This window comes from Pedobacter sp. MC2016-15, from assembly GCF_026239695.1.
Taxonomy (GTDB): Bacteria; Bacteroidota; Bacteroidia; order Sphingobacteriales; family Sphingobacteriaceae; genus Pedobacter.
The window spans coordinates 984,408-1,003,844 of record NZ_JAPIVS010000001.1 but is presented as its reverse complement, the minus strand read 5'-3'; the positions used below and the strand labels follow the sequence as shown (position 1 = coordinate 1,003,844).

The 19,437-nt window shown below is 41.8% G+C and carries 19 protein-coding genes; 14 read left to right on the top strand and 5 right to left on the bottom strand.

The features are described 5' to 3' along the window. Window positions 1-54 precede the first annotated feature (54 nt). The gene (locus OQY15_RS04430; RefSeq protein WP_265788219.1) at window positions 55-1,323 is read left to right on the top strand and encodes an ATP-binding protein; all 1,269 of its coding nucleotides are present in this window, start codon (window positions 55-57) and stop codon (window positions 1,321-1,323) included. After that, window positions 1,316-2,023: an RloB family protein gene (locus tag OQY15_RS04425; RefSeq protein WP_265788217.1), complete on the top strand. Its 708-nt coding sequence runs from the start codon at window positions 1,316-1,318 to the stop codon at window positions 2,021-2,023. The genes OQY15_RS04430 and OQY15_RS04425 overlap by 8 nt, the downstream gene beginning before the upstream one ends. Window positions 2,024-2,065: 42 nt before the next feature. Here OQY15_RS04425 and OQY15_RS04420 read toward each other — a convergent pair whose 3' ends face one another. Further along, window positions 2,066-2,527: a hypothetical protein gene (locus OQY15_RS04420; protein ID WP_265788215.1), complete on the bottom strand. Its 462-nt coding sequence runs from the start codon at window positions 2,525-2,527 to the stop codon at window positions 2,066-2,068. 261 nt (window positions 2,528-2,788) lie between these two features. Between OQY15_RS04420 and OQY15_RS04415 the strand changes: the two genes are divergently transcribed. The 4 genes from OQY15_RS04415 to OQY15_RS04400 all read left to right on the top strand — a co-directional run bounded on the left by OQY15_RS04415 (window position 2,789) and on the right by OQY15_RS04400 (window position 6,614). Beyond that, window positions 2,789-3,892, top strand: a complete 1,104-nt coding sequence (locus tag OQY15_RS04415; protein WP_265788213.1) for a DUF695 domain-containing protein — start codon at window positions 2,789-2,791, stop codon at window positions 3,890-3,892. A 100-nt stretch (window positions 3,893-3,992) separates the two neighbouring features. After that, the gene (locus OQY15_RS04410) at window positions 3,993-4,505 is read left to right on the top strand and encodes a hypothetical protein (protein ID WP_265788210.1); all 513 of its coding nucleotides are present in this window, start codon (window positions 3,993-3,995) and stop codon (window positions 4,503-4,505) included. Between the two features lie 182 nt (window positions 4,506-4,687). Further along, entirely contained in the window at window positions 4,688-6,019 is a 1,332-nt protein-coding gene (locus OQY15_RS04405; protein ID WP_265788208.1) for an ATP-binding protein, read from the top strand. Beyond that, window positions 6,006-6,614: an RloB domain-containing protein gene (locus tag OQY15_RS04400; protein ID WP_265788206.1), complete on the top strand. Its 609-nt coding sequence runs from the start codon at window positions 6,006-6,008 to the stop codon at window positions 6,612-6,614. The genes OQY15_RS04405 and OQY15_RS04400 overlap by 14 nt, the downstream gene beginning before the upstream one ends. Before the next feature lie 36 nt (window positions 6,615-6,650). On the opposite strand, the gene OQY15_RS04395 is transcribed toward OQY15_RS04400, so the two are convergent. Then, complete coding sequence (locus OQY15_RS04395) at window positions 6,651-7,586, bottom strand: AraC family transcriptional regulator (protein ID WP_265788200.1); 936 nt, start codon at window positions 7,584-7,586, stop codon at window positions 6,651-6,653. 75 nt (window positions 7,587-7,661) lie between these two features. Between OQY15_RS04395 and OQY15_RS04390 the strand changes: the two genes are divergently transcribed. From OQY15_RS04390 to OQY15_RS04380, 3 genes are all read left to right on the top strand, one after another. Continuing rightward, window positions 7,662-8,783: an NAD(P)/FAD-dependent oxidoreductase gene (locus OQY15_RS04390; protein ID WP_265788197.1), complete on the top strand. Its 1,122-nt coding sequence runs from the start codon at window positions 7,662-7,664 to the stop codon at window positions 8,781-8,783. 442 nt (window positions 8,784-9,225) lie between these two features. Next, a complete protein-coding gene (locus tag OQY15_RS04385; protein WP_265788195.1) occupies window positions 9,226-11,214 on the top strand; it encodes a hypothetical protein in 1,989 nt (662 codons plus the stop codon). 286 nt (window positions 11,215-11,500) lie between these two features. Then, window positions 11,501-12,172: a hypothetical protein gene (locus OQY15_RS04380; protein ID WP_265788193.1), complete on the top strand. Its 672-nt coding sequence runs from the start codon at window positions 11,501-11,503 to the stop codon at window positions 12,170-12,172. Window positions 12,173-12,441: 269 nt separating this feature from the next. Here OQY15_RS04380 and OQY15_RS04375 read toward each other — a convergent pair whose 3' ends face one another. Then, a complete protein-coding gene (locus OQY15_RS04375; protein ID WP_265788191.1) occupies window positions 12,442-12,903 on the bottom strand; it encodes a PA2169 family four-helix-bundle protein in 462 nt (153 codons plus the stop codon). Window positions 12,904-13,391: 488 nt separating this feature from the next. Here OQY15_RS04375 and OQY15_RS04370 point away from each other — a divergent pair, with 488 nt between their 5' ends. After that, window positions 13,392-14,534 carry an epoxide hydrolase family protein gene (locus OQY15_RS04370; RefSeq protein WP_265788189.1) on the top strand — a complete coding sequence of 381 codons (1,143 nt, stop codon included), beginning with the start codon at window positions 13,392-13,394 and terminating at the stop codon, window positions 14,532-14,534. A gap of 9 nt (window positions 14,535-14,543) precedes the next feature. Here the strand turns inward: OQY15_RS04370 and OQY15_RS04365 are convergent, their stop codons facing one another. Beyond that, window positions 14,544-15,119 (bottom strand): chemotaxis protein CheB, encoded by a 576-nt coding sequence (locus OQY15_RS04365; RefSeq protein ID WP_265788186.1) that lies wholly within the window; start codon window positions 15,117-15,119, stop codon window positions 14,544-14,546. 627 nt (window positions 15,120-15,746) lie between these two features. Between OQY15_RS04365 and OQY15_RS04360 the strand changes: the two genes are divergently transcribed. Beyond that, complete coding sequence (locus OQY15_RS04360) at window positions 15,747-16,535, top strand: carbon-nitrogen hydrolase family protein (RefSeq protein WP_265788184.1); 789 nt, start codon at window positions 15,747-15,749, stop codon at window positions 16,533-16,535. Window positions 16,536-16,649: 114 nt separating this feature from the next. Then, window positions 16,650-17,000, top strand: a complete 351-nt coding sequence (locus tag OQY15_RS04355) for a nuclear transport factor 2 family protein (protein WP_265788182.1) — start codon at window positions 16,650-16,652, stop codon at window positions 16,998-17,000. A 45-nt stretch (window positions 17,001-17,045) separates the two neighbouring features. Here OQY15_RS04355 and OQY15_RS04350 read toward each other — a convergent pair whose 3' ends face one another. Beyond that, entirely contained in the window at window positions 17,046-17,252 is a 207-nt protein-coding gene (locus OQY15_RS04350) for a hypothetical protein (RefSeq protein ID WP_265788180.1), read from the bottom strand. A 354-nt stretch (window positions 17,253-17,606) separates the two neighbouring features. On the opposite strand from OQY15_RS04350, the gene OQY15_RS04345 reads away from it, so the two are divergent. Further along, window positions 17,607-18,398, top strand: a complete 792-nt coding sequence (locus OQY15_RS04345; protein ID WP_265788178.1) for an SDR family NAD(P)-dependent oxidoreductase — start codon at window positions 17,607-17,609, stop codon at window positions 18,396-18,398. A 106-nt stretch (window positions 18,399-18,504) separates the two neighbouring features. Further along, entirely contained in the window at window positions 18,505-19,434 is a 930-nt protein-coding gene (locus OQY15_RS04340) for a helix-turn-helix domain-containing protein (protein WP_265788176.1), read from the top strand. Window positions 19,435-19,437 lie beyond the last annotated feature (3 nt).

Genomic DNA, 19,437 nt, shown 5'->3' with positions numbered 1-19,437 from the left:
CTTGATATTTGATATGAAGTTGTGTATTTTTGAGAAATAATCTCGAAAAAAGCCATGTTGATAGAATTTAGTGTCTCGAATTATAGATCAGTAGGAGAAAGACAGGTGCTGAGCCTTGTACCGGCAAACAATCAGAAGGACTTTCAGGAAAATATTCTTGATGTTGATGGTCATAAGGCCTTAAACCTAATATCGATTTATGGGGCTAATGGCAGTGGTAAGAGCAATCTTCTGCAGGCGATGGGTATATTTATATTTTTACTTGTGCGCTCTTCAAGTCGCGCTTCGACCGATAAACTTAAATATGATCCATTTTTATTGAGGGATGGATGGGAGAAAATGGCGACAGAATTTGAAGCGGTATTCAGTATAAAAGAAGTACGTTATCGATACGGCTTTAGCTATAATGAAACACACATTCTCACTGAATGGCTCCTTCGGAAAGGTGCTGGCAGAGAGGTGAAGATTTTCCGACGTGAGGAAGATACGATTGACCCATCCTCTGCGCTAAAAGGAAACCAAAAGGTTATCGATGCGGCTATTGAAGCCACCCGGGAAAATGCACTTTTTCTAGGCACATTAGATATGCTCAATATCGAAATTGCTAACGAAATCTTTGAATTTTTCCAGCAGACGCTATATGTCGATGGTATGAATACTGGATCTTATGGCAAAATGGAAAGTGTATGGGGAGGAAACGTTGTAAAAAAAGAAGTTACCGATCATTTAAAGAGACTAAAGTTAGGTTTAGTAGATGTGGAAGCTAGGAAGAATGATCTTTCTCAACAAGGGACTGCATCTCACGAATATCAGGTCCTGGCCTCACATAAGTATTATGATAGTGCTGGCAAGCCTACAAATAAATTGGTTAGCTGGGATTATTTTGAACGTGAGTCGAGCGGCTCCGTAAAGGCATTGGAAATGGGAGCTCCAATAGTGGGAATACTAGCTTCTGGGGGTAGATTGATAATTGATGAGATAGAAGCAAAAATGCACCCCCTTTTAACACTAGACACCATCAACCTATTCCTGAACAAAGAGACTAATCCTAAAAATGCTCAATTGATCTTTTCAACACATGATACAAATCTGCTGAGTTACGCAAAGATGAGAAGGGATCAGATTTACTTTGCTGAGAAAAATGAATGGGAATCCACTGAAATATATTCGCTATCAGACTTTGTTTACGTCAACGAAACAGATGGGTCACAAACTAAAGAACGACCAGATACGGATAAAGAAACGAGATACATCGAAGGTAGATATGGAGCAGTGCCTGTCCTGGGGCCATTGGCGAACTTAAAACGTGTTTTGAATGGCTAAGCGTGGTAAGATCCAGGGATTTGAATTGAGGGGTGATCTTACTCGCCCTTTGCGTATCAGGAAATATAAATATTTGTATCTTATTATTTGTGAAGATCAAAAGACAGAAAAGGTTTACTTTCAGGGGTTTGAAGTTAGAATACCCAAAGAAACGATCTATTTGGAAGCAGTTGGTACGGGCCTGGATCCATTGGGAATTATCACACGTGCGATTGAAGAAAAACAGCGACTGGCAGATTCACTTGGAAGATCTGTTGATGTTGTATGGGTGGTTTTTGATAAGGATGATGCAGATTTAAATGCGTCCAGAATAGCAAGGTTTCAAGGAGCATTCGATCTTGCAGAGCAACAGAAATTTAAAGTAGCGTATAGTAATGAAGCATTCGAATTATGGTTACTTCTGCACCTTGCAGATGTGAATCCTGATTTTCCGTTGAGTAGACATGAAATTTATAAAATGTTGCAAACAGAGATAACTTCAAGAATTGGGCAGGAAGATTTCGTCTATGTACATGGAGAGGATAAGGTATTAAAAGTAGTCTCCACAATTGGTGATGAACAAGCTGCGCTACGTAGAGCAGAACTGCTGATTGCTCACCATACTGGTAAAAATCCTATCGAGAGCAATCCAGTGACTTACGTGGGCAAACTCATTTTAGATCTTTATAGTTGGATAGAATATTTTAGCTACGAACCTTGAAAATTATTTCCAGCTTCTGCTAAGTTCTTCAACCTGTCTTTGTTAAAACATAGTGCTGCCGTGTGCCAAATAAGACTTCAATCCCTCCGGATCATTGGTACCTATAATCACAACTTTTTCTTTGTTGGATTTAAGTTCCTGATAGGTGATTCGAACACCCTTGAATCCATTAACGCTGTAAATGTAGCCCACTGGAGTCATTCGTATTCCGATACCGTAATACAACGGAATATTGATGATGTCAACCTTAATAATCTTGCTGGGCTTAATGCGGAAGTTGAGAAGTCCAAGTCCGTAACGTAAACGAATAACACCATGATCGACTGTAACTTTTAGCTTGTAAAAAGTGGACAATGCGCCAAGCATAATCGCCATCAATAAGATGTATACTTCGGTAGGTAAATGTTCTGGTCCGGATGTGATATAAGCGTAAGTGAGCTGTAACGGAATCAGCGTAAAGAACACAATCATGATCCATCCTATTTGCGTTTTGCTGTAAGTCATTTGTACAATATTTATTTTTGATAATATACGTGTTTTAAAGTTAAGATAATATTATCTTTATAATGAAACGTAATTCTATATTTTATTTATAAATTTATGTTAGGCATTAATAATAGTAATATAATCCAATATTTGCTGGGACAAGAAACTGCCGAGTAGATTTAATATGTAATGTAGCATGGTAACAAAGAAGTGTGATTGGAAAAAATATACTTGAAAGGATCTTATTATATTTTAACAAACTAAAAGCAAGCAATATAAATGGGCATCATCTCTTCTATCTTCCGTAAAAACAGTGTGCCGAAAATTAGCACTTACGAAGAATTCTGGACCTGGTTCTTGCACAATGAACATACTTTCTTTAAGATCATCCGGAGCGGGAAAAATATCGACAAAGCCTTTTTCCCCAGGCTCAGCCCGATGCTGGATCAGTTACACAACGGGATTTTATTAATGACGGCAGTGGACGATAAGGGTAATGTAGAATTGGCTTTGTCAGCAGCTGCTGAGGTTAAAATTATTCCTTACATAGAGGACATAATCGATGCGGCCCCAAGCATCCCCGGATGGAAATTTACTTCATTGAAGCCGGCCATAGATATGGATAAGACGATGCTCAAAATGGCCGGTAAAATATTCAGCATAGACAACATGTTTTTCTATGAAAATGAAGACCCAAATATGCGGGATAATATAGACCTGGTCATCATTCACTCAGACTTCATGGAGTCTGATCGTTCCAACTTTGAAATTGGTGGTTCAATGTTTCTGGAGAATTATCTTGGGGAACTGAACATGCTGACCATGATTGACAGCCTGGAGTTCATCGCAAAAGAGGATGCGAAAGCAGTGCTGATACCAATTTTCAAACTGATGGACTACCTGATTTGGCGTGAAAAGGAATTTGTAGAGAAATATGGAGATTTACGCTATCTGGAAGAAGATGATCGTCGCAACTGCCTCGAATGGAAGCTGGAGAATGGTAAACCGCTCTTCGCCATAGTCAATTCTTCTGTTCTGGAATGGGATGGCAAGGCTTCACATCCCTGGGTGATAGAGATTTCCATAAAATATAATGGGGCAGAGGATAACGGTTTGCCTGATTCCAGGACAGCTGAACTTCTTGATCAATTCCAAGATCAGCTCGTTGAGCAATTGCAAGCTCCGGAGGGCTTTCTGCATATCAGCGTTGAGACCGCCGACGGACTGAGCAGGATTTGTTTCGCCTGTGCAGATTTCCGTAAGCCTGTGCGCGTCGTGGATCGTACTATCAGAGAATTTAAAGGTCAACTCGAAGTGGAATATGAGGTTTATAGAGATAAATACTGGCAGACTTTTGAACGTTATACGCCACAGGTTTTATAAATTACATTGATAACTTTTTGTTATGAACATCACAATTTGAGAGATTGAGATGTTAGAATAGTATTGTTACTATTTAAAGTTTAATTTGATCACACCGAGCATGAAATATATAAGTTTATTAGTACTGATGATTCTTGCAGTTGCCTGCCACTCTCCAAAAGCAAAGGAGTTTAATACGTTGATAGATTCAGCAGACAGAAAAGCTTTTGTCATTCTTGTAGCTGATAGTTCGGAAGATGTACGGCTGCAGGCCCTGATAAACAGAAAAGCAGTTACAGCTATAAAAGTTGCCACAGATCAGGCCAATCAATTAAAATCCTTAATTACTGAAATCGAGTCATTTCCGGTAACTGAAATCTCAGATGCTAAGAGATTAAAACAAAGTACAGCTGCTTACTATAAACTTTTGCTGCAGCTCAAAAATCTGGATATCAGGGAAGCACAGTTGATGGCTGGTACACTTGATCAAAACTCCGGCGAAGCAAAAAAGGCACAAGATGATATGTCTGCATTGCGCAATGAAAGAGTGAAAACTTACAAGCTTGTTAATCAATCGGAGCAGGAAAAATATAAAGCTAAGCTTGCCTTTCAGAAAAATAATCATTTACAATAACACTGAACAATCAATTAACTCTACATTATCTCATTGATGTTGGCTTGCTGGAATAAAGATTAAAATGGATTTCGTTTGCCTGATCATCCTAATAACAAAAATAATTATGTGATATAATGCTTCAAAATAGAATGATTTATTCTTTATATTTGTAAATCACTTACAGAAATCAATGTAAAATTATGATAGTAAGCATTTCCATCAGAAATTTTAGGAGTGTCAAAGATAAAATTACGCTTTCTTTTGAAGCGGAAAAATCTAAAGATCTAGAAGAATATTATGTATTTGAGCCGGTGCCGGGTGAAAGACTTCTGAAACTTGGACTTATCTATGGAGCAAATGGATCAGGAAAGACAACAATCTTAAAAGGTTTAAGCCTATTACGTCAGGTTATCCTGAAGGCGCCTTTTCAAAAACAGGATCCGCTCGACCATTTCCCTTTTTTGTTTGATACAGAAACCCCTGCCCAACCCACAGAATTTGAACTGATCTTTTACCGGAATATGGTTAAATATAGTTATCAAATAGCTTTTACCCGGGAGGCGATAACCTATGAAAAACTAGAAAATTACTCTCCTAATAAGTCTTTGCTATATGAACGCAAAACCAATCTGGAGAAACAGCTCTCTCAAATTAAGTTTGGAGCGAAGGCAAAACTGAAAAAGTCACAGGAAGAAACTCTTGGGGCCAATACCCTGTGGAACAGCCCTGTTTTGGCTGGATTTTTAAGATCTAATATTGATTCTACTGACTTAAGGGAGGTTACGGATTGGTTCCGGGATGTATTGGGTAATTTAATTTCTCCTAAAAGTGATCTGAGTAGCTCGATTAACAAAGCCCTGGAGCTTCAGGAAATTAATAAAAATCATTTGACGCTCTTTCTTCAAAAGGCTGATTTTAAGATTACTGATATCGCACTTGAAAAAAAGAAAACTGACTATGATGAGTCTTTCAAGGAGATTCTTAAGATCATCAATAGAAATGCCAATTCCAGGCTCTCCGAGTCAGCCCCGGCTCAGGATGATGACTATGCTGAGCAGTTGGAGATTGGCTTTACGCATACAGTAAAAGTGAATGACAAAATGTACAACTATCATTTGCCATATGATGAAGAATCCGAAGGTACACAGCGTTATTATCAGCTCAGTGGAATCCTGGAGCAACTCCTGAATAAGCCTGGAATAGCATTAATAGATGAACTTGAATCTTCTCTTCATCCTGATTTACTGAAGCATTTTCTACTATTGTTCCTCGTCAATGTTAAGGATTCGCAGCTGATTGCTACTACGCATTACAGAGAACTGTTGCTTGAAAGGAATATCCTAAGGGACGACGCAATCTGGTTTACGGAGAAGAAGCAAGATGGCAGCATGGAGCTATACTCGTTAAGTGATTTTGACTCCTCAGTTGTGCGTGATACAACTTCTGTTTTTAATGCTTATCGTTCAGGCAAGCTTGGCGCAGTACCTCAGGTAAGTGACCATTATCTTGATATTGAAGATGGGAAGAAGTAAAGGAAATAGGAAAGGAGCAGGAAGAAAGACTGTAGCTTTAATCGTGGATGGCGAAACTGAGTTATGGTATTTGCAAATGCTCAAGAGAAATGAGTTGCTGAAAAATGTTTCTATACTGCCTGAATTGCCTAGAAAAAAAAAGCTTTTTGATCAATTCCAGGTGGTAAAGGCGAATGCGGAGATATATGATCTCTCCATTTGGGTGGTTGACATGGATGTTGTTATCGCTGAGGGAAAGACTGCAGAGCTGAAGTCATATCTTGAAGAGGGCGATGGCATTGACAACATCTATATTTTGATTAATTCTCCATGTTTGGAGTTCTGGTTCCTGATGCATGTGAGGGATACGGGTAGATATTTTGCCGAGTGTGATCCTGTCGGACGTTTGCTTAAAGGATCCAATCATTTAAAATCTTATGAGAAAACTGAAAAATATTTCGTCAGGACCAATCCTGATATCTATAAAAGATTAAGACCACATCTCGCAATGGGTGTAGCTAATGCAACTAAAAGAGGAAATTACGATCGGGAGGCCCCCGAACAAGCAAAAGCTGAGCTCTATAAGCTTTTCACTTTACTTGAAATTCCGCTCTGAGTCAGGCGGGTCACCTTATCAATTAATTCTCAATAATCAGCCCCGGCTGTACTTCTTAGGATTAAAACCAGAATACGCTTTAAAAACTCTTGAGAAATGGCTGAGGTTCGAAAAACCCAGTGCGTATCCGATCTCTGCAACTGAAAGCTCCTGTGCTTTGAGCATACGCGCAGCTTCCTGCATCCTGAACAATTGATAATAATTAAAGATACTGTATCCAAAAATCTGCCGGAATAATCGCTTGAGTTTGGTTTCGCTCATCGCATACTGAAGTGCCAGGTCAGCGATGACAGGTGGGATACTAAGCTGCGAAAGGATCTGATCCTTAATTTGGTAAAGCGTTTGAATATCCTGTTCCTTTAAAGGATAAAGCTGTACTTCCTCACGCTTGTCCAGCTCCATCAGCAGTCTGCAAATAAGTTCTTCGGCCTTTACGCGTAGAAAAAATAGCTGGAAAGCTTTCGTTACCCGCTCGCTCAGTATCTCATCGACGATCTTCCGCAATCCAGGATAGACCAGTTGTTCAAAAATCAGGGGGGAGCGCTGTTCGAGAAGATTCTGTAAGATGGGTGATCGCTCCTGCGGGGCAAAAATTTCGCTCAGATACCGGCTGTCGACTTCAATATTAATTGTTTCCGTATTGCTATGGATAGCGAGGACATCTTCGGTATTGATGGTGCTTGTCGCGATGAGCACTGTAGGCATCTTGTTAGAATTCTGTTCCCGCGGGAAAATGTTTTGGAACTTGAAGAATAACAGGCTTCCGGAAGGAGTATCACGAGGACTGGAAACGAGAATATCATCATGAAGTTCGTAGTCGCTGATCAGCAAACGGATGTTCTCATTGAAAACGTAGCCGGAACAATAACCCTTCCCAAACTTCTCCGGTATCTCTAGACGATTTTGGTTTAACGCTGTCCCCATCGATCTGGCGATGGTCTCCAATATAACAGGTACGCTTTGATCAGGCATAATTTCGGTCGCTTACGACTATTTTTCAGTCAAATATGGTTATTTTATTCTATGATACGACTGTAATTTTGAGTCATGATACTAACTGATAAAAAAGTAGCCATCATTGGCGCAGGACCTGTCGGGCTTACCCTGGCCCGTCTCTTACAGCAAAAAGGGGTAGATGTGAGTGTTTATGAACGCGATAAAGATGCCACTGCAAGGGTTTGGGGAGGAACGCTCGACCTGCATCAGCATAGCGGTCAGCTGGCGATGCAAAGGGCTGGCTTGCTGGAACAATACTTCGCCAAATCTATACCCATGGGGGTGATTATAGCCGACTACAATGCCAATGTCCTGATGACAAAGGAAGTGACTTCCGTACGGGAACATGCTAACCCAGAGATCAACAGGAATGACCTGAGGCAGATGCTTTTACACAGTCTGCAGCCCAATACCGTTCTATGGAACCGCCAGTGTGTGGATCTTGAAATGCAGGAGGGCAAATGGTTGCTGAAATTCGAAGGGAAACCTGCGGAGACTGCGGATCTGGTGATCTGTGCAAATGGAGGGATGTCCAAAGTAAGGAGCTTTGTGACTGATGCTGAAGTTACTGACACGGGTACGTTCATTATTCAGGCCGATGTGCAGCAGCCGGAACTCCGGTCACCGGAATTTTATCGGCTATGTAATGGTTATCGCCTGATGGCAGCGCATGAGGGTAACCTGCTGGTGGCGAACCCTAAAAATGGTGATCTTCTGAGTTATGGGGTGATATTCAAGAAACCTGAAGATCTGAAATCGATAGATTTCACAGACACTGCTGCGGTAACTGAGTTTCTTTCAGAAAGATTTAAGGGCTGGGATGCGCATTTTATGGAGCTGTTTAGTGCAACATCTTCTTATGTAAGCCTGACGACAAAAGTTCTGCCGCTCGACAAACCCTGGAAAGCTGAACGACCTTTACCTATCACACTTGTGGGGGATGCTGCGCACCTGATGCCGCCCTTCGCCGGAGAGGGTGTAAATACAGGTTTACTGGATGCGGTGATCCTGTCGGAGAACCTGACGGGCAACCAGTTCAGATCTATTGATGATGCGATCTGCGATTACGAAGATCAGATGTTTGTGTATGCGAGGGCCGCACAGAAAGCATCGCTTGAGAATGAACTGCAAATGAGAGAGCGGGATTTTTCTTTTGATCAATTGATAAAGTAATTGAGCTCTGAGTCAATAATGCTGAATAAGCAAGCTAAATCTTAGGAACAGCCGTGATTTTTTTGTGATTTTCAGATAAATGTTTTAAGATATAACCAGATACCTCGGCAATGATACGCTTCACATCGAGCATATCCTGCTTTGTGTAAAATAGGTTACTTATCAATTTTATTAGTTTAAGTTAGAAGGGACACCAACCTCTGCTGATGACGTTATGTATAAGCTGTTACTGCTTCTTGTGATTGTATTATCAAGCCTGACGCTGAGGGCGCAATCAATTGATAGTACTTTTTTAGAAGAGAAATTTAATTTTTACAGCAAAAAACATTCATCAGCATCATTATTTCTGCACATAGACAAATCCATTTATACCAGTAATGAAAAAATCTGGTTTGCGGCTTATTTGATAAATCTACCTCGAAATCAGGCTAATCACCATCTGTTGAGCATATTCCTGGTTGGAGAAGACTCCCGGAGGATAGAATTGGATGGTAAGTTTCAGATACAAAAGGGGCACAGCACAGGGAGCATCAGGCTGCCGGATACAATTCCGCCGGGAAGATATCAACTGATAAGTTATACAAATGTTCTGGACAACAGCGGATCTCCGGTTGCGCAGTTTTCGGTGCCCATTGAGATTAAAAGCATCACACAGCAAAGCTCCGGCAACCAGATTGGCTTACGTGATTCTGTACAGCGTAAGGATAAGATGAGGCTTAATAAAATGGGCATTGTGGTCAGATTTTTCCCTGAAGGTGGTAATCTGGCAGATGGATTACCAGGTCAGCTGGCATGGGAGGCAAGGACTGCTCAGGGAGCTCCCATCGCAGTTACCGGTTTATTGATCCAGGGCGAAAAAGTTATTGATACTGTCGAGACCAATAGTTACGGCACCGGCAGGTTCATGCTGAGCCCGGATGCCGGAAGTATTTATACGCTGAAAGTCCGCGCGAATGGGTATTTGCTGAGAGACACGGTGTTTGACCTGCCGAAATCCCGACAAAACTATCTGCAGTTACACTTAACGGAAGCTGTGGTGAATGATACCTTAAACCTGAGAATTTACAGTCTTCAGCGCAAAGCTGTTCAAATAATAGTCCATAACTATCAAAACGATTATGCCTATTACAAAACTTCGGCTTTGCCTGAATTGAGCAAGATCAGGCTTCCGCTGAAAGGACTTCCAAAGGGATTAAGCACGATCACTATCCTTGACGAATCGGGACGACCATTAGCAGAACGTCTGTTCTTTGCGCATTATGATAAAACTATCAGCACTGCTATCAATTCTGAAAAAGATAGTTATAATATAAATGATAGTGTTAAGATCACAATAAAAATGCTTGATCATCCCGGAAGGCCTGTGCAGGGGATGTTTTCTGCTGCTGTGGTTCAGGATACAAGAGTACGCGGAACGCTCTCCGATATTGAAACCTCTGTTTACCTCAATCATAACCTGGGTAAATTGCCTCCGGATCCATTAGGGCAGGGTCTTGGGAACAAAGATTACGTTGAAAACATACTCCTGATCAAAGGATGGCGCAGATATACCTGGCAGGATTTTGTTGATACGAAAGCAGGGGATACGCTTCAGCATAATGATGCGCTGCAAATCAAAGGCAATATAAAGCTCCGCAACAAAGCTGTAAAATCTCCTGTTACGGTGTTTGCGATGAACGGCGAAGGCACAAAGATCATCGAGACTGAACAGAATGGATCATTTGATCTGCTAACTGAACAACTTCTAGCAGCAGAGGGCCACAAAGTTAACCTGATTGTCAATGGAACGCAGGGCAGAAACTATCAGATAAATATCAACGACCCCTATCTCCAGATTAATAACAGAATGGTTCAAAAGTTGGATAGGGGCTATACGAATCAGGTGATTGGCAATTCTGGTTCCGAATCGGAAGTATTAAAAGGACTTCAGCACAATATCAATCTGCAAACGGTTAATATCAAAGCGAACAATAGAAACGGATCTCTACATGGGTATCATGGTGTTCCCGGGGTCAATGAATGTGGTGATTATGTTGACGAACATGATTACCTCAATTATGCAAAAAGTGTAAACAGGTTCAAACCAATTTCGGGAAAGATGTACCAGATAAGGACCGATCTGGAAGGAAACTATTTCGAAGTAAAGGATGTTTACTATCACGGCTGTACCGAAGAAAAGAAAATCTCTGGCCTGACGATGAATGCGATAGGTGATGGTAAGGAATATTATGTTACTGAAGAAGAAAAGAGCAATAACCCTCATCGCTCCACGATCTACTGGCAATCAGGACTGCTGACAAATTCAGCCGGCGAAGCGGAACTTAAATTCAGCACAGGAGAATTGACTGGTCAGTTTCGGCTGATCATTCAGGGAGTGACAACGGATAACCTGATATCGGGTTATGGTTCGGTTAAAGTTAAAGAGAATTGATAATTACTTTATCTTCACGTTAATCAATATATCAATTTCACACATGATAACTACCCCTTTCATCAAAAGCAGCAACTTGTTCAAAAGCATACTTACATCAATATGCATGATGTTATGTGCGCACAACTATTCAATATAACTCTTTCACTCAAGAAAAGAAACAGAATGGCTTTGCACGGTAGACGAGATGTGCCGGTAGATGTTTGACGAATTAGCTCATGATTTTAAAATATCAAGGTATATTTGTCTATACATAAGTTGAGTGGGTCATTAAATATCTCGTAATATGAAATCAGGAATATATCCATTTCTTCGTTATTCACGTTTCTTTATTCTTTTTCTCCTTGTGTTCCCTGGGTTAAACGGTTTGGCACAAGTCCGAAGCTATGACCTGGTAAAGCTCTTATCCCAGGGACTGATTGAGGGAGACAACAGAACTGTTTCTGCATTGAATAAAAGTGCTGTCCGTCTTTCCGAAGCTGATGGATATGGTGTAGCCTGGTTAAAGGGAGTGCAATTTTCTGAGGGCACGATCGAAATTGATTTGCGAGGTAAGGATGTTAAACAGGGTAGTTTTTTGGGTGTTGCCTTTCATGGAACAACGAAGGACACCTGTGAGGCGATATATTTCAGGCCCTTTAATTTTCTTTCGGCAGATAGTGCACAGCGGAGTCATATGGTCCAGTATGTCTTTGAGAATAAGTATGGATGGGAGCGTCTGCGGAACGAATTTCCTGGTATATATGAAGGACAGGTTTCTCCGGCGATCAATCCTGCGGAATGGTTTCATGTCAGGATTGAACTGAAGGGGGAAATGATCAAAGTATATACAAATAAGTCAGATCAGCCATGTCTGACAGTAAAATCGTTGAATGCAGTTCGTAAAGGAAGATTGGGTTTATGGGTAGGGAACAACTCTCCCGGGGATTTCGATCATCTTATAGTAAGAAGCAATTGATAAAAGGGATAATTGAAAAAGCACAGCATCATCATACCGCTTTTAATGCTTTCGTGGCTGTTCCCGGGATGTACGTCGCGGAAGCTTTATCAACAGAAAGATTATTCGCGTTTTACTCGAAGGATTTTACATTGGATAACTCGGCGTTGCTACAGACGGAAGGTGTATATGTTTCGGAACATACAGATTGATATAAATTACTATAATATGAAAAGATATCAGGGCAACTTCATGAGCTACCCTGATATTTATGGTTCTAAATGATATGATTAATTGATATTCTCCAGACGTTGCTTAAAGGTCTCGATTTCGCTGAGAGCTTCGCGGATACCTGTCCGCTGGCGTTGCAGCAATGCGATGTGATCAGCGTGCGTTTCAGGATGGTCGAGCACAGCATCAAACTTTTCTAAAGCTGCTTTTTCGCCCGTTTCAATGGCGCCGAGGATGGCCGTATCTTCCTTGCTGGTCAGTGCCTGTTTGATGTCAATCCAGGTGCGGTGCAGTACGCCGAGAAGTCCACCGCTTTCATTGTCAGATTCCCCTCCATGTGCTGCGAGGTGATCTTTCAGCTCCGCTGCAAAGCCTGCGCGCTGTGCTGAGTATTTTAAAAATAAACCCTGCAATTCAGTGCTTTCGGTTGTTTCACTTGCTGATTCATAACCTTCTTTTCCGTCATTCAGGATATTGATCAATCCTTTCAGATCGCTGGTAATTTCATTATTGTTTTCCATGGTTTTCAGTTTTAATAATTACATAACCCGTATCTGCGGAGATAGTTTTAAGAGTATTTTCCTTGTAGTGCCTATATGAGGCAGAACTGAGATCTTTAATGTCAAGGGTAGGGGTTCTTGTAATCTTGTGTTCAGCTATTTTCCAAATTAACAAGTGACGACTTCGATCATATTTGACAGTCTTGTTACACTAATTTCGAATATCGTTAAACAATGGCATAGTGTATGAGTTATAATATCAAAATCGACGCTATGAAACTCGCAATTCCACCATATATAAACCATAACAAATTGCCTTACAATGGGAATCAAATCGAATTTCTTTCCAAGAATCTGAGAATAACCACAAAAGGTGTTTTTGATATCTTATCATTGATTAGCCTGACATCGGAAGAGCTGGTGTTGTTTATTGTAAACGAGCGACTTAAGAACAGAAAAAGACATACGGCGGAGTATACAACAAAACTATTTAGATAATATCAGTTATCATGAGCGAGCAGATCAGACCTTATCAAATCCACATTTCACAAGAGAATATTGCAAATATAAAAGCGAAGGTTGAAGCCTATGATTGGAGTCTGTTGCCTGATGCCGGTGGATGGACTGCCGGAGTAGGGATTGCAGATCTTAAACGTCTCGTGGATTTCTGGCTGCACCAGTACGATTGGCGCACTACGGAACAGCAACTGAATAAACTACCGCAGTTTATCACCGAAATTGAGGGGGAAACGATTTACTTTATTCATGTAAAAGGCAATGGTACGAAACCTCCAGTGCTGCTGCTGCATGGCTGGCCGGGATCTTTCCTGGAATTTGGCAGTATCCCTCAGTCGCTCGCTGAGGACGGTTATGATGTGATCATTCCTGCCTTACCTGGATTCGCCTTTTCGAATCCGATTACAGGAATTATTGGTCCGCGAAGGGCTGGGCAACTGATGAATCAGCTGATGCAGCGCCTTTTTGGGGAGGATAAATATATCGTACAGGGTGGCGACTGGGGTGCTCATATCGCCTCCTGGATGGCTTTTCAGCAACCTTCGGCTTTGTTGGGTTTTCATATCAATATGGCCAGTATTTTTGCTGAGGATATTGTGCCGGAAACAGAAGAAGAAAAGCTGCGGTTTAGTCGTGAAGAGGTAATTCTCGACTGGGAGACAGGCTACAACCACCAGCAGGAGACGCGTCCGCAGACATTGGGTGTAGCCCTTGCAGATAGCCCTGTTGGACTCACCGCATGGATATTTGAGAAGTTTGGTAAATGGACCGACCTGCCTAAGCTCGCCGACGGGAGTCCGGATGTATGGAGTAAGTTATCGGAACAACAGTTGCTGGACCACATCATGTTGTATATCGCGCCGTCAGCTACGGTCACCTCAACATGGATTTATCACGGCAAGAAGTTGGAAGAGTCTAATCATTTCCCTGCCGGAACGAAGATAACCGTTCCAATGGGTGTGGCAGCATTTCCGGATCCGGTATTTATACCGCCTCCCCGTTCATTCGTAGAAAAAACTTATCATGTGGTGCATTGGACTGAAATGCCGTCGGGAGGACATTTTGCAGCGATGGAAGAACCAGAGCTTTTTCTCTCAGATCTCAGGAAATTTATCAATACCGTTATCACAGAATAAATGGGTCCTTTATTCTACTGTTATATCTAACTTATTAATTTCTGTGGCTAGAGTAACAATGTCGCCCACCATATGCGGATGGTCGAACTCAATTACTGCCTCGGGCATTCCCGTAACGTTGGCTGTTCCCGGATCCTGTACAAACACTTTTCCTCCATGATCGTGAATAGCCTGACATCCTGTTAAGCCATCTTTGCCTCCACCGGAAAGAATCAATGCCACAGCGGATTCTCCGGCATCTGTTGCCAGTGAGCTCAGGAATACATCCACTGCTTTATTCACTATCTCCGTACTACGTGGTTTTACCCGAAGGATATGATTCTCGGTAGTTAGAAGCGTGTTCTCGACCATCACATAAATGTGCCCGGCAGAAAGGGGGGTATCTGATTCTACGCGAACCACCGGGATATGAGCATGACGGCTCAATATGGTATCAAGCTGACTTCTGCGATCACGCAATAAATGAGTCACAACTACAAAAGCTGCATTCATATCAGGCTGTATTTCCTTAAAAAAGTCTATTATCACTTGTAGCGATCCCGCAGATGCGCCAATCCCAATGGTCAGGAAATCTCTCTTCATCATAATTAAGCTAACTATGGAAAGAGTAAAAAGTTTTTGAAATTGTGCTTAAATAACATCTTTATGTGTAGTCATATCCCCGGGTCCTCAGGTTTCTGCACTTGTTGCCCCGGGGGATGTGTGATTACTTTTCAATGGAGGCCATAGCCCCTTGTTCATACCTTTCGCCTGCGGCAGGTTTGAGGTTGTTCAGCTTCTCTATTTGCGCGGCACTAAGCTCGATACTGTCTGTAGCTACATTTTCTTCGAGACGGTCGACACGTTTGGTACCCGGAATAGGAGCAATATAATCGCCCTGCGCCAGTCGATGTAGCGGATCTTGCCTTCCTTAACGAGCTCGGCAAGGGCAGCAATGGTATCTCAATAACGAAACTTTATTCCCAATACCTATTTTAAAATTATTGATTTTGCACTTTGTTTAGTGCAAAATCAGATAGTTTTTGCACTAAACAAAGTGCAAAATAGCGATTAAATTGCACATTCCTGAGTGCAGTTTTGCCCATAGAGATCAGAGCGAATTGCTCTGAATATTATCAGAAGTGCTTATTCTATTTCGAGTTAAATGGGTTAAATCACGTTTTTGTCGCTAATATCTACCGTCAAAAAGATGAAAATTATTATTTTCGGTCTATGAAAATAGCCCTTGCTTCTCCTCCCTTTCCAAAAAGTATCAATGACGGTTTAACTACGCTTGAACAGATGGTAAAGAAGGCAGCAGCACAGCAGGCGGAAATTATATGCTTTCCGGAATCTTATCTTCCCGGGTACCCTGGAATGGGATATCCGCCAGAAGACCAATCTCGGGAAAGCTTGCAATCAGCGTTGGATAAGGTTTGTGATATTGCTGCAGAAAATTCAATGGCTATCATTGTTCCTATGGACTGGCATATCACTGGGCAATTGTATAATCTGGCATATGTAGTTTCTGGTAAAGGAGAAATCCTGGGGTATCAAACTAAAAACCAGTTAGACCCTTCAGAAGATAATCTTTGGGCAGCAGGCAACCAGAGGCAGATTTTCGAGATCAATGGTGTGAAATTTGGTATCACGATCTGTCATGAAGGCTTTCGCTATCCGGAGTCAGTACGGTGGGCGGCGCAACAGGGAGCGAAGCTTGTCTTTCATCCTCACTTTACGGGCAGCAACACCAGCGGAATACAGCTTACAGAATGGGGGCACAAAAACAATCCATACTACGAAAAAGCGATGATGATGCGGGCGCTTGAGAATACAATCTATTTTGCAAGTGTCAATTATTCTTCGTTATATCCTGAATCAGCAAGTGCGGTCGTCGACCCCAATGGTCAGTGTTTGCTGGCGGCAGAGTACGGCAGAGCCGGAATCATTGTCGTTGATATAGACCCTGAGCAAGCTACCGGGCTGTTAGCGAAAAGATTTAAGAATTCTCTTTATTCCTGAGTGTCTTCAGCATTTTTCAATATGGAAAATCATCAAAACGGTTACAAATACCTCCGTTTTGGTGAAGGTTAGAATTTTCTGTTACATCATCTTTGTATCGACAATAAAACATATATGAAGATGAATATACAAACGATGATAAGCGGATGGATCAACGCCAGCAATGCTTTCGATACGGAAAAATACCTGCAATACTACTCACCGGATGCGGTATTAGATGATCCATCTGTCGGGAGAAAATTTAAGGGGCATCCTGGCATCAGAGAATACTTTGAAAATTACTTCATTGGCTATCGTACCCATACAACGCAAGTTAATCTATTGATAAGTGATGAAGAAACTGCGCATTTGGAAGTTGAGTTTACTGGTGATTTTTCGGAAGGTAATATAGGAGGAACTTTTGATTTCAAATTCACAGCAGGAAAGATCGTGTTTGTGAAGGCAGATTTAGTTCATTATCCTTGATTAAGCCGAAAAACATAATAACTGTCGCGTGTACACTGATTGGTGTTAGTGTACCTTTTCCAGCTTTTTACGTATCCTGCCGACCAACTTAGGAGTGACTTCTGTCATTTCAATTATTTGCTCTTCACTGAGCATTTTCATTTCTAACATTCTGGCAACCACTTCTTCTTTTGCTTTCCTTTCCCCAATTTTAATCCCTTTTCTCTTGCCAATAAGTTCCCTTTGCCCCAATACAATCTGTTGAATCGTCATTTTGCTGATGTTCTTATTTGTTAACAAATTAATTTCCTGTTCAAATTTAGCTTGTGTTTCTGAAAATTCAAAATTTACATAGTAAAAAAGAAAATTGACGAGCTCCTTTTCCTTTACATCTGGAATGCAGTCAGATCAGGATCTATCAGGAGCAGGAAATCATAAAAAAAATGCTCCAGAATAACTTTCCATAACCTGTCGTTTTGCTGTTTCATCTGCGAAATGTAATCCCGAAATCATTTACTGTGGTAATTTTTTTGAAACTCATTTCAGCAAAGTTTTCCGGCATTTTGGCAAATTTTATCAAATGCGCAGGTCAGACCTTTGAGTTATTATCTTTTAATAACAAACGTTATGACTAACAAATCTGAAACAAACGCTGCAACACCCGCAGCTATACACGACAAAAAAGTAGCATTGATCACTGGCGCAAACCGAGGCATTGGCTTGCAGGTAGCCAAAGAATTAGCTGGACATGGATTCAGCGTAGTGATTGGCGCCCGTAAACTTGAAAGCGCCAAAGAAGCTGTAGCTGAAGTAGGGGCAAACGCCTATCCTGTAGCTATTGACGTAACCAACAATGACTCCATTACTGCAGCAGCAGCACATATCACTGCGGAGTTCGGAAGACTAGACCTTCTCGTAAATAACGCCGGTATCGCACATGCAGGAGCACCTGGCAGAACACTGGAAGAGATCCTGGCCTCAGGTAAAGCCGTTTCAGCATCGCTGGATGAAGTGCGTGAAGTATGGGAAACCAACGTATTCGGAGTGCTTGCAGTTTCGCAGGCTTTCCTTCCGCTGCTGCGTCAGGCGCCAAGTGCCCGTATCGTAAACGTTTCCAGCGGCATGGCTTCGCTCACGCTGAACTCTGACCCAAGCTTTCCTTTCCGTGGTGGCTTCGGCGTAGTTTATGGCGCCTCAAAAACAGCGCTTAACGCCATCACCTTATCACTGGCGATGGACCTGGAATCTACAAATATCAAAGTAGAAGCTGCCAGTCCGGGTTTCACTGCTACGGCTATGAATAATTTCCAGGGAACTGATAGTTTAGAAGAAGGCTCCCGCAACATCGTACGTGCGGCGCTGGGAGAAAATGGTCCTGAAAGCATCTTCTCAGGTTCTGAAGGAGCCTATCCGTGGTAGAAGAGTCAAATTTTATGATGATCGTGCTTCGTTTACGACATAATTTATAAATTTAGTGATGACACCTGCATGTGGGTGTCATCACTATTATAAACCTATCATTTGAATGAAAAAGAAAACAGCTGCTGATGTGCAACCGGTTACGCTGGCAGATATCCATAAATATCACGCTTTGCCATCGCCGGTACACCCTTTGATCAGCCTCATTGATGGTTCCACTGAAAGGGTGGTATTGCCGATCAACGAGCTCAGCGCTAATACAATACCCAATTTCTACAGGATTGCTTTTAAACCCGGATTGGGCAGCAGGGTAAAATACGGACAGGGTTTTTACGATTTCAGCAATGGCGGAATGTTATTCGCGGCACCCAATCAGCTGCTTGCCAACTGCAGCACGGAGGTGGAAAAGACCTGCTCCATGTATACTTTGCTGGTTCATCCCGATTTTTTCCTGGGCTACCCCATAGCAAAGAAGATCAAGCAATACGGATTCTTCTCTTATGCCGCAAATGAAGCGCTGCACCTATCGGAGAAAGAAGCGGCAACCATCATATCAATTTTCAATAATATTGAGGAAGAGCTGAACAGCAGGATCGATGATTTTAGTCAGGATGTGATCATTTCACAGATCGAGCTGCTGCTCAATTATTCCAATCGTTTTTATAAAAGGCAGTTCATAACCAGGAAGGCTGTAAACAATGATATGTTGCAGAAACTCGATGATATCCTGGATGATTACTTTAATAGCAATGTATCACTGGAAGATGGCATACCCACGGTACAGTACCTGTCTGACCAGATGAATGTATCTCCACGGTACTTAAGTGATATGGTACGCGCCGTGATCGGGCAGAATACACAGAGCCTGATCCATCAGAAGATCATTGACAAGGCGAAGGAAAAATTATCTACCACAGCTTTATCGGTATCTGAAGTAGCATACGAACTAGGTTTCGGCCATCCTTCCTCCTTCACCAAATTGTTCAGGGCAAAAACAAGCTTGTCGCCCCTGGCCTTCAGGAGATCATTTAATTAGTCG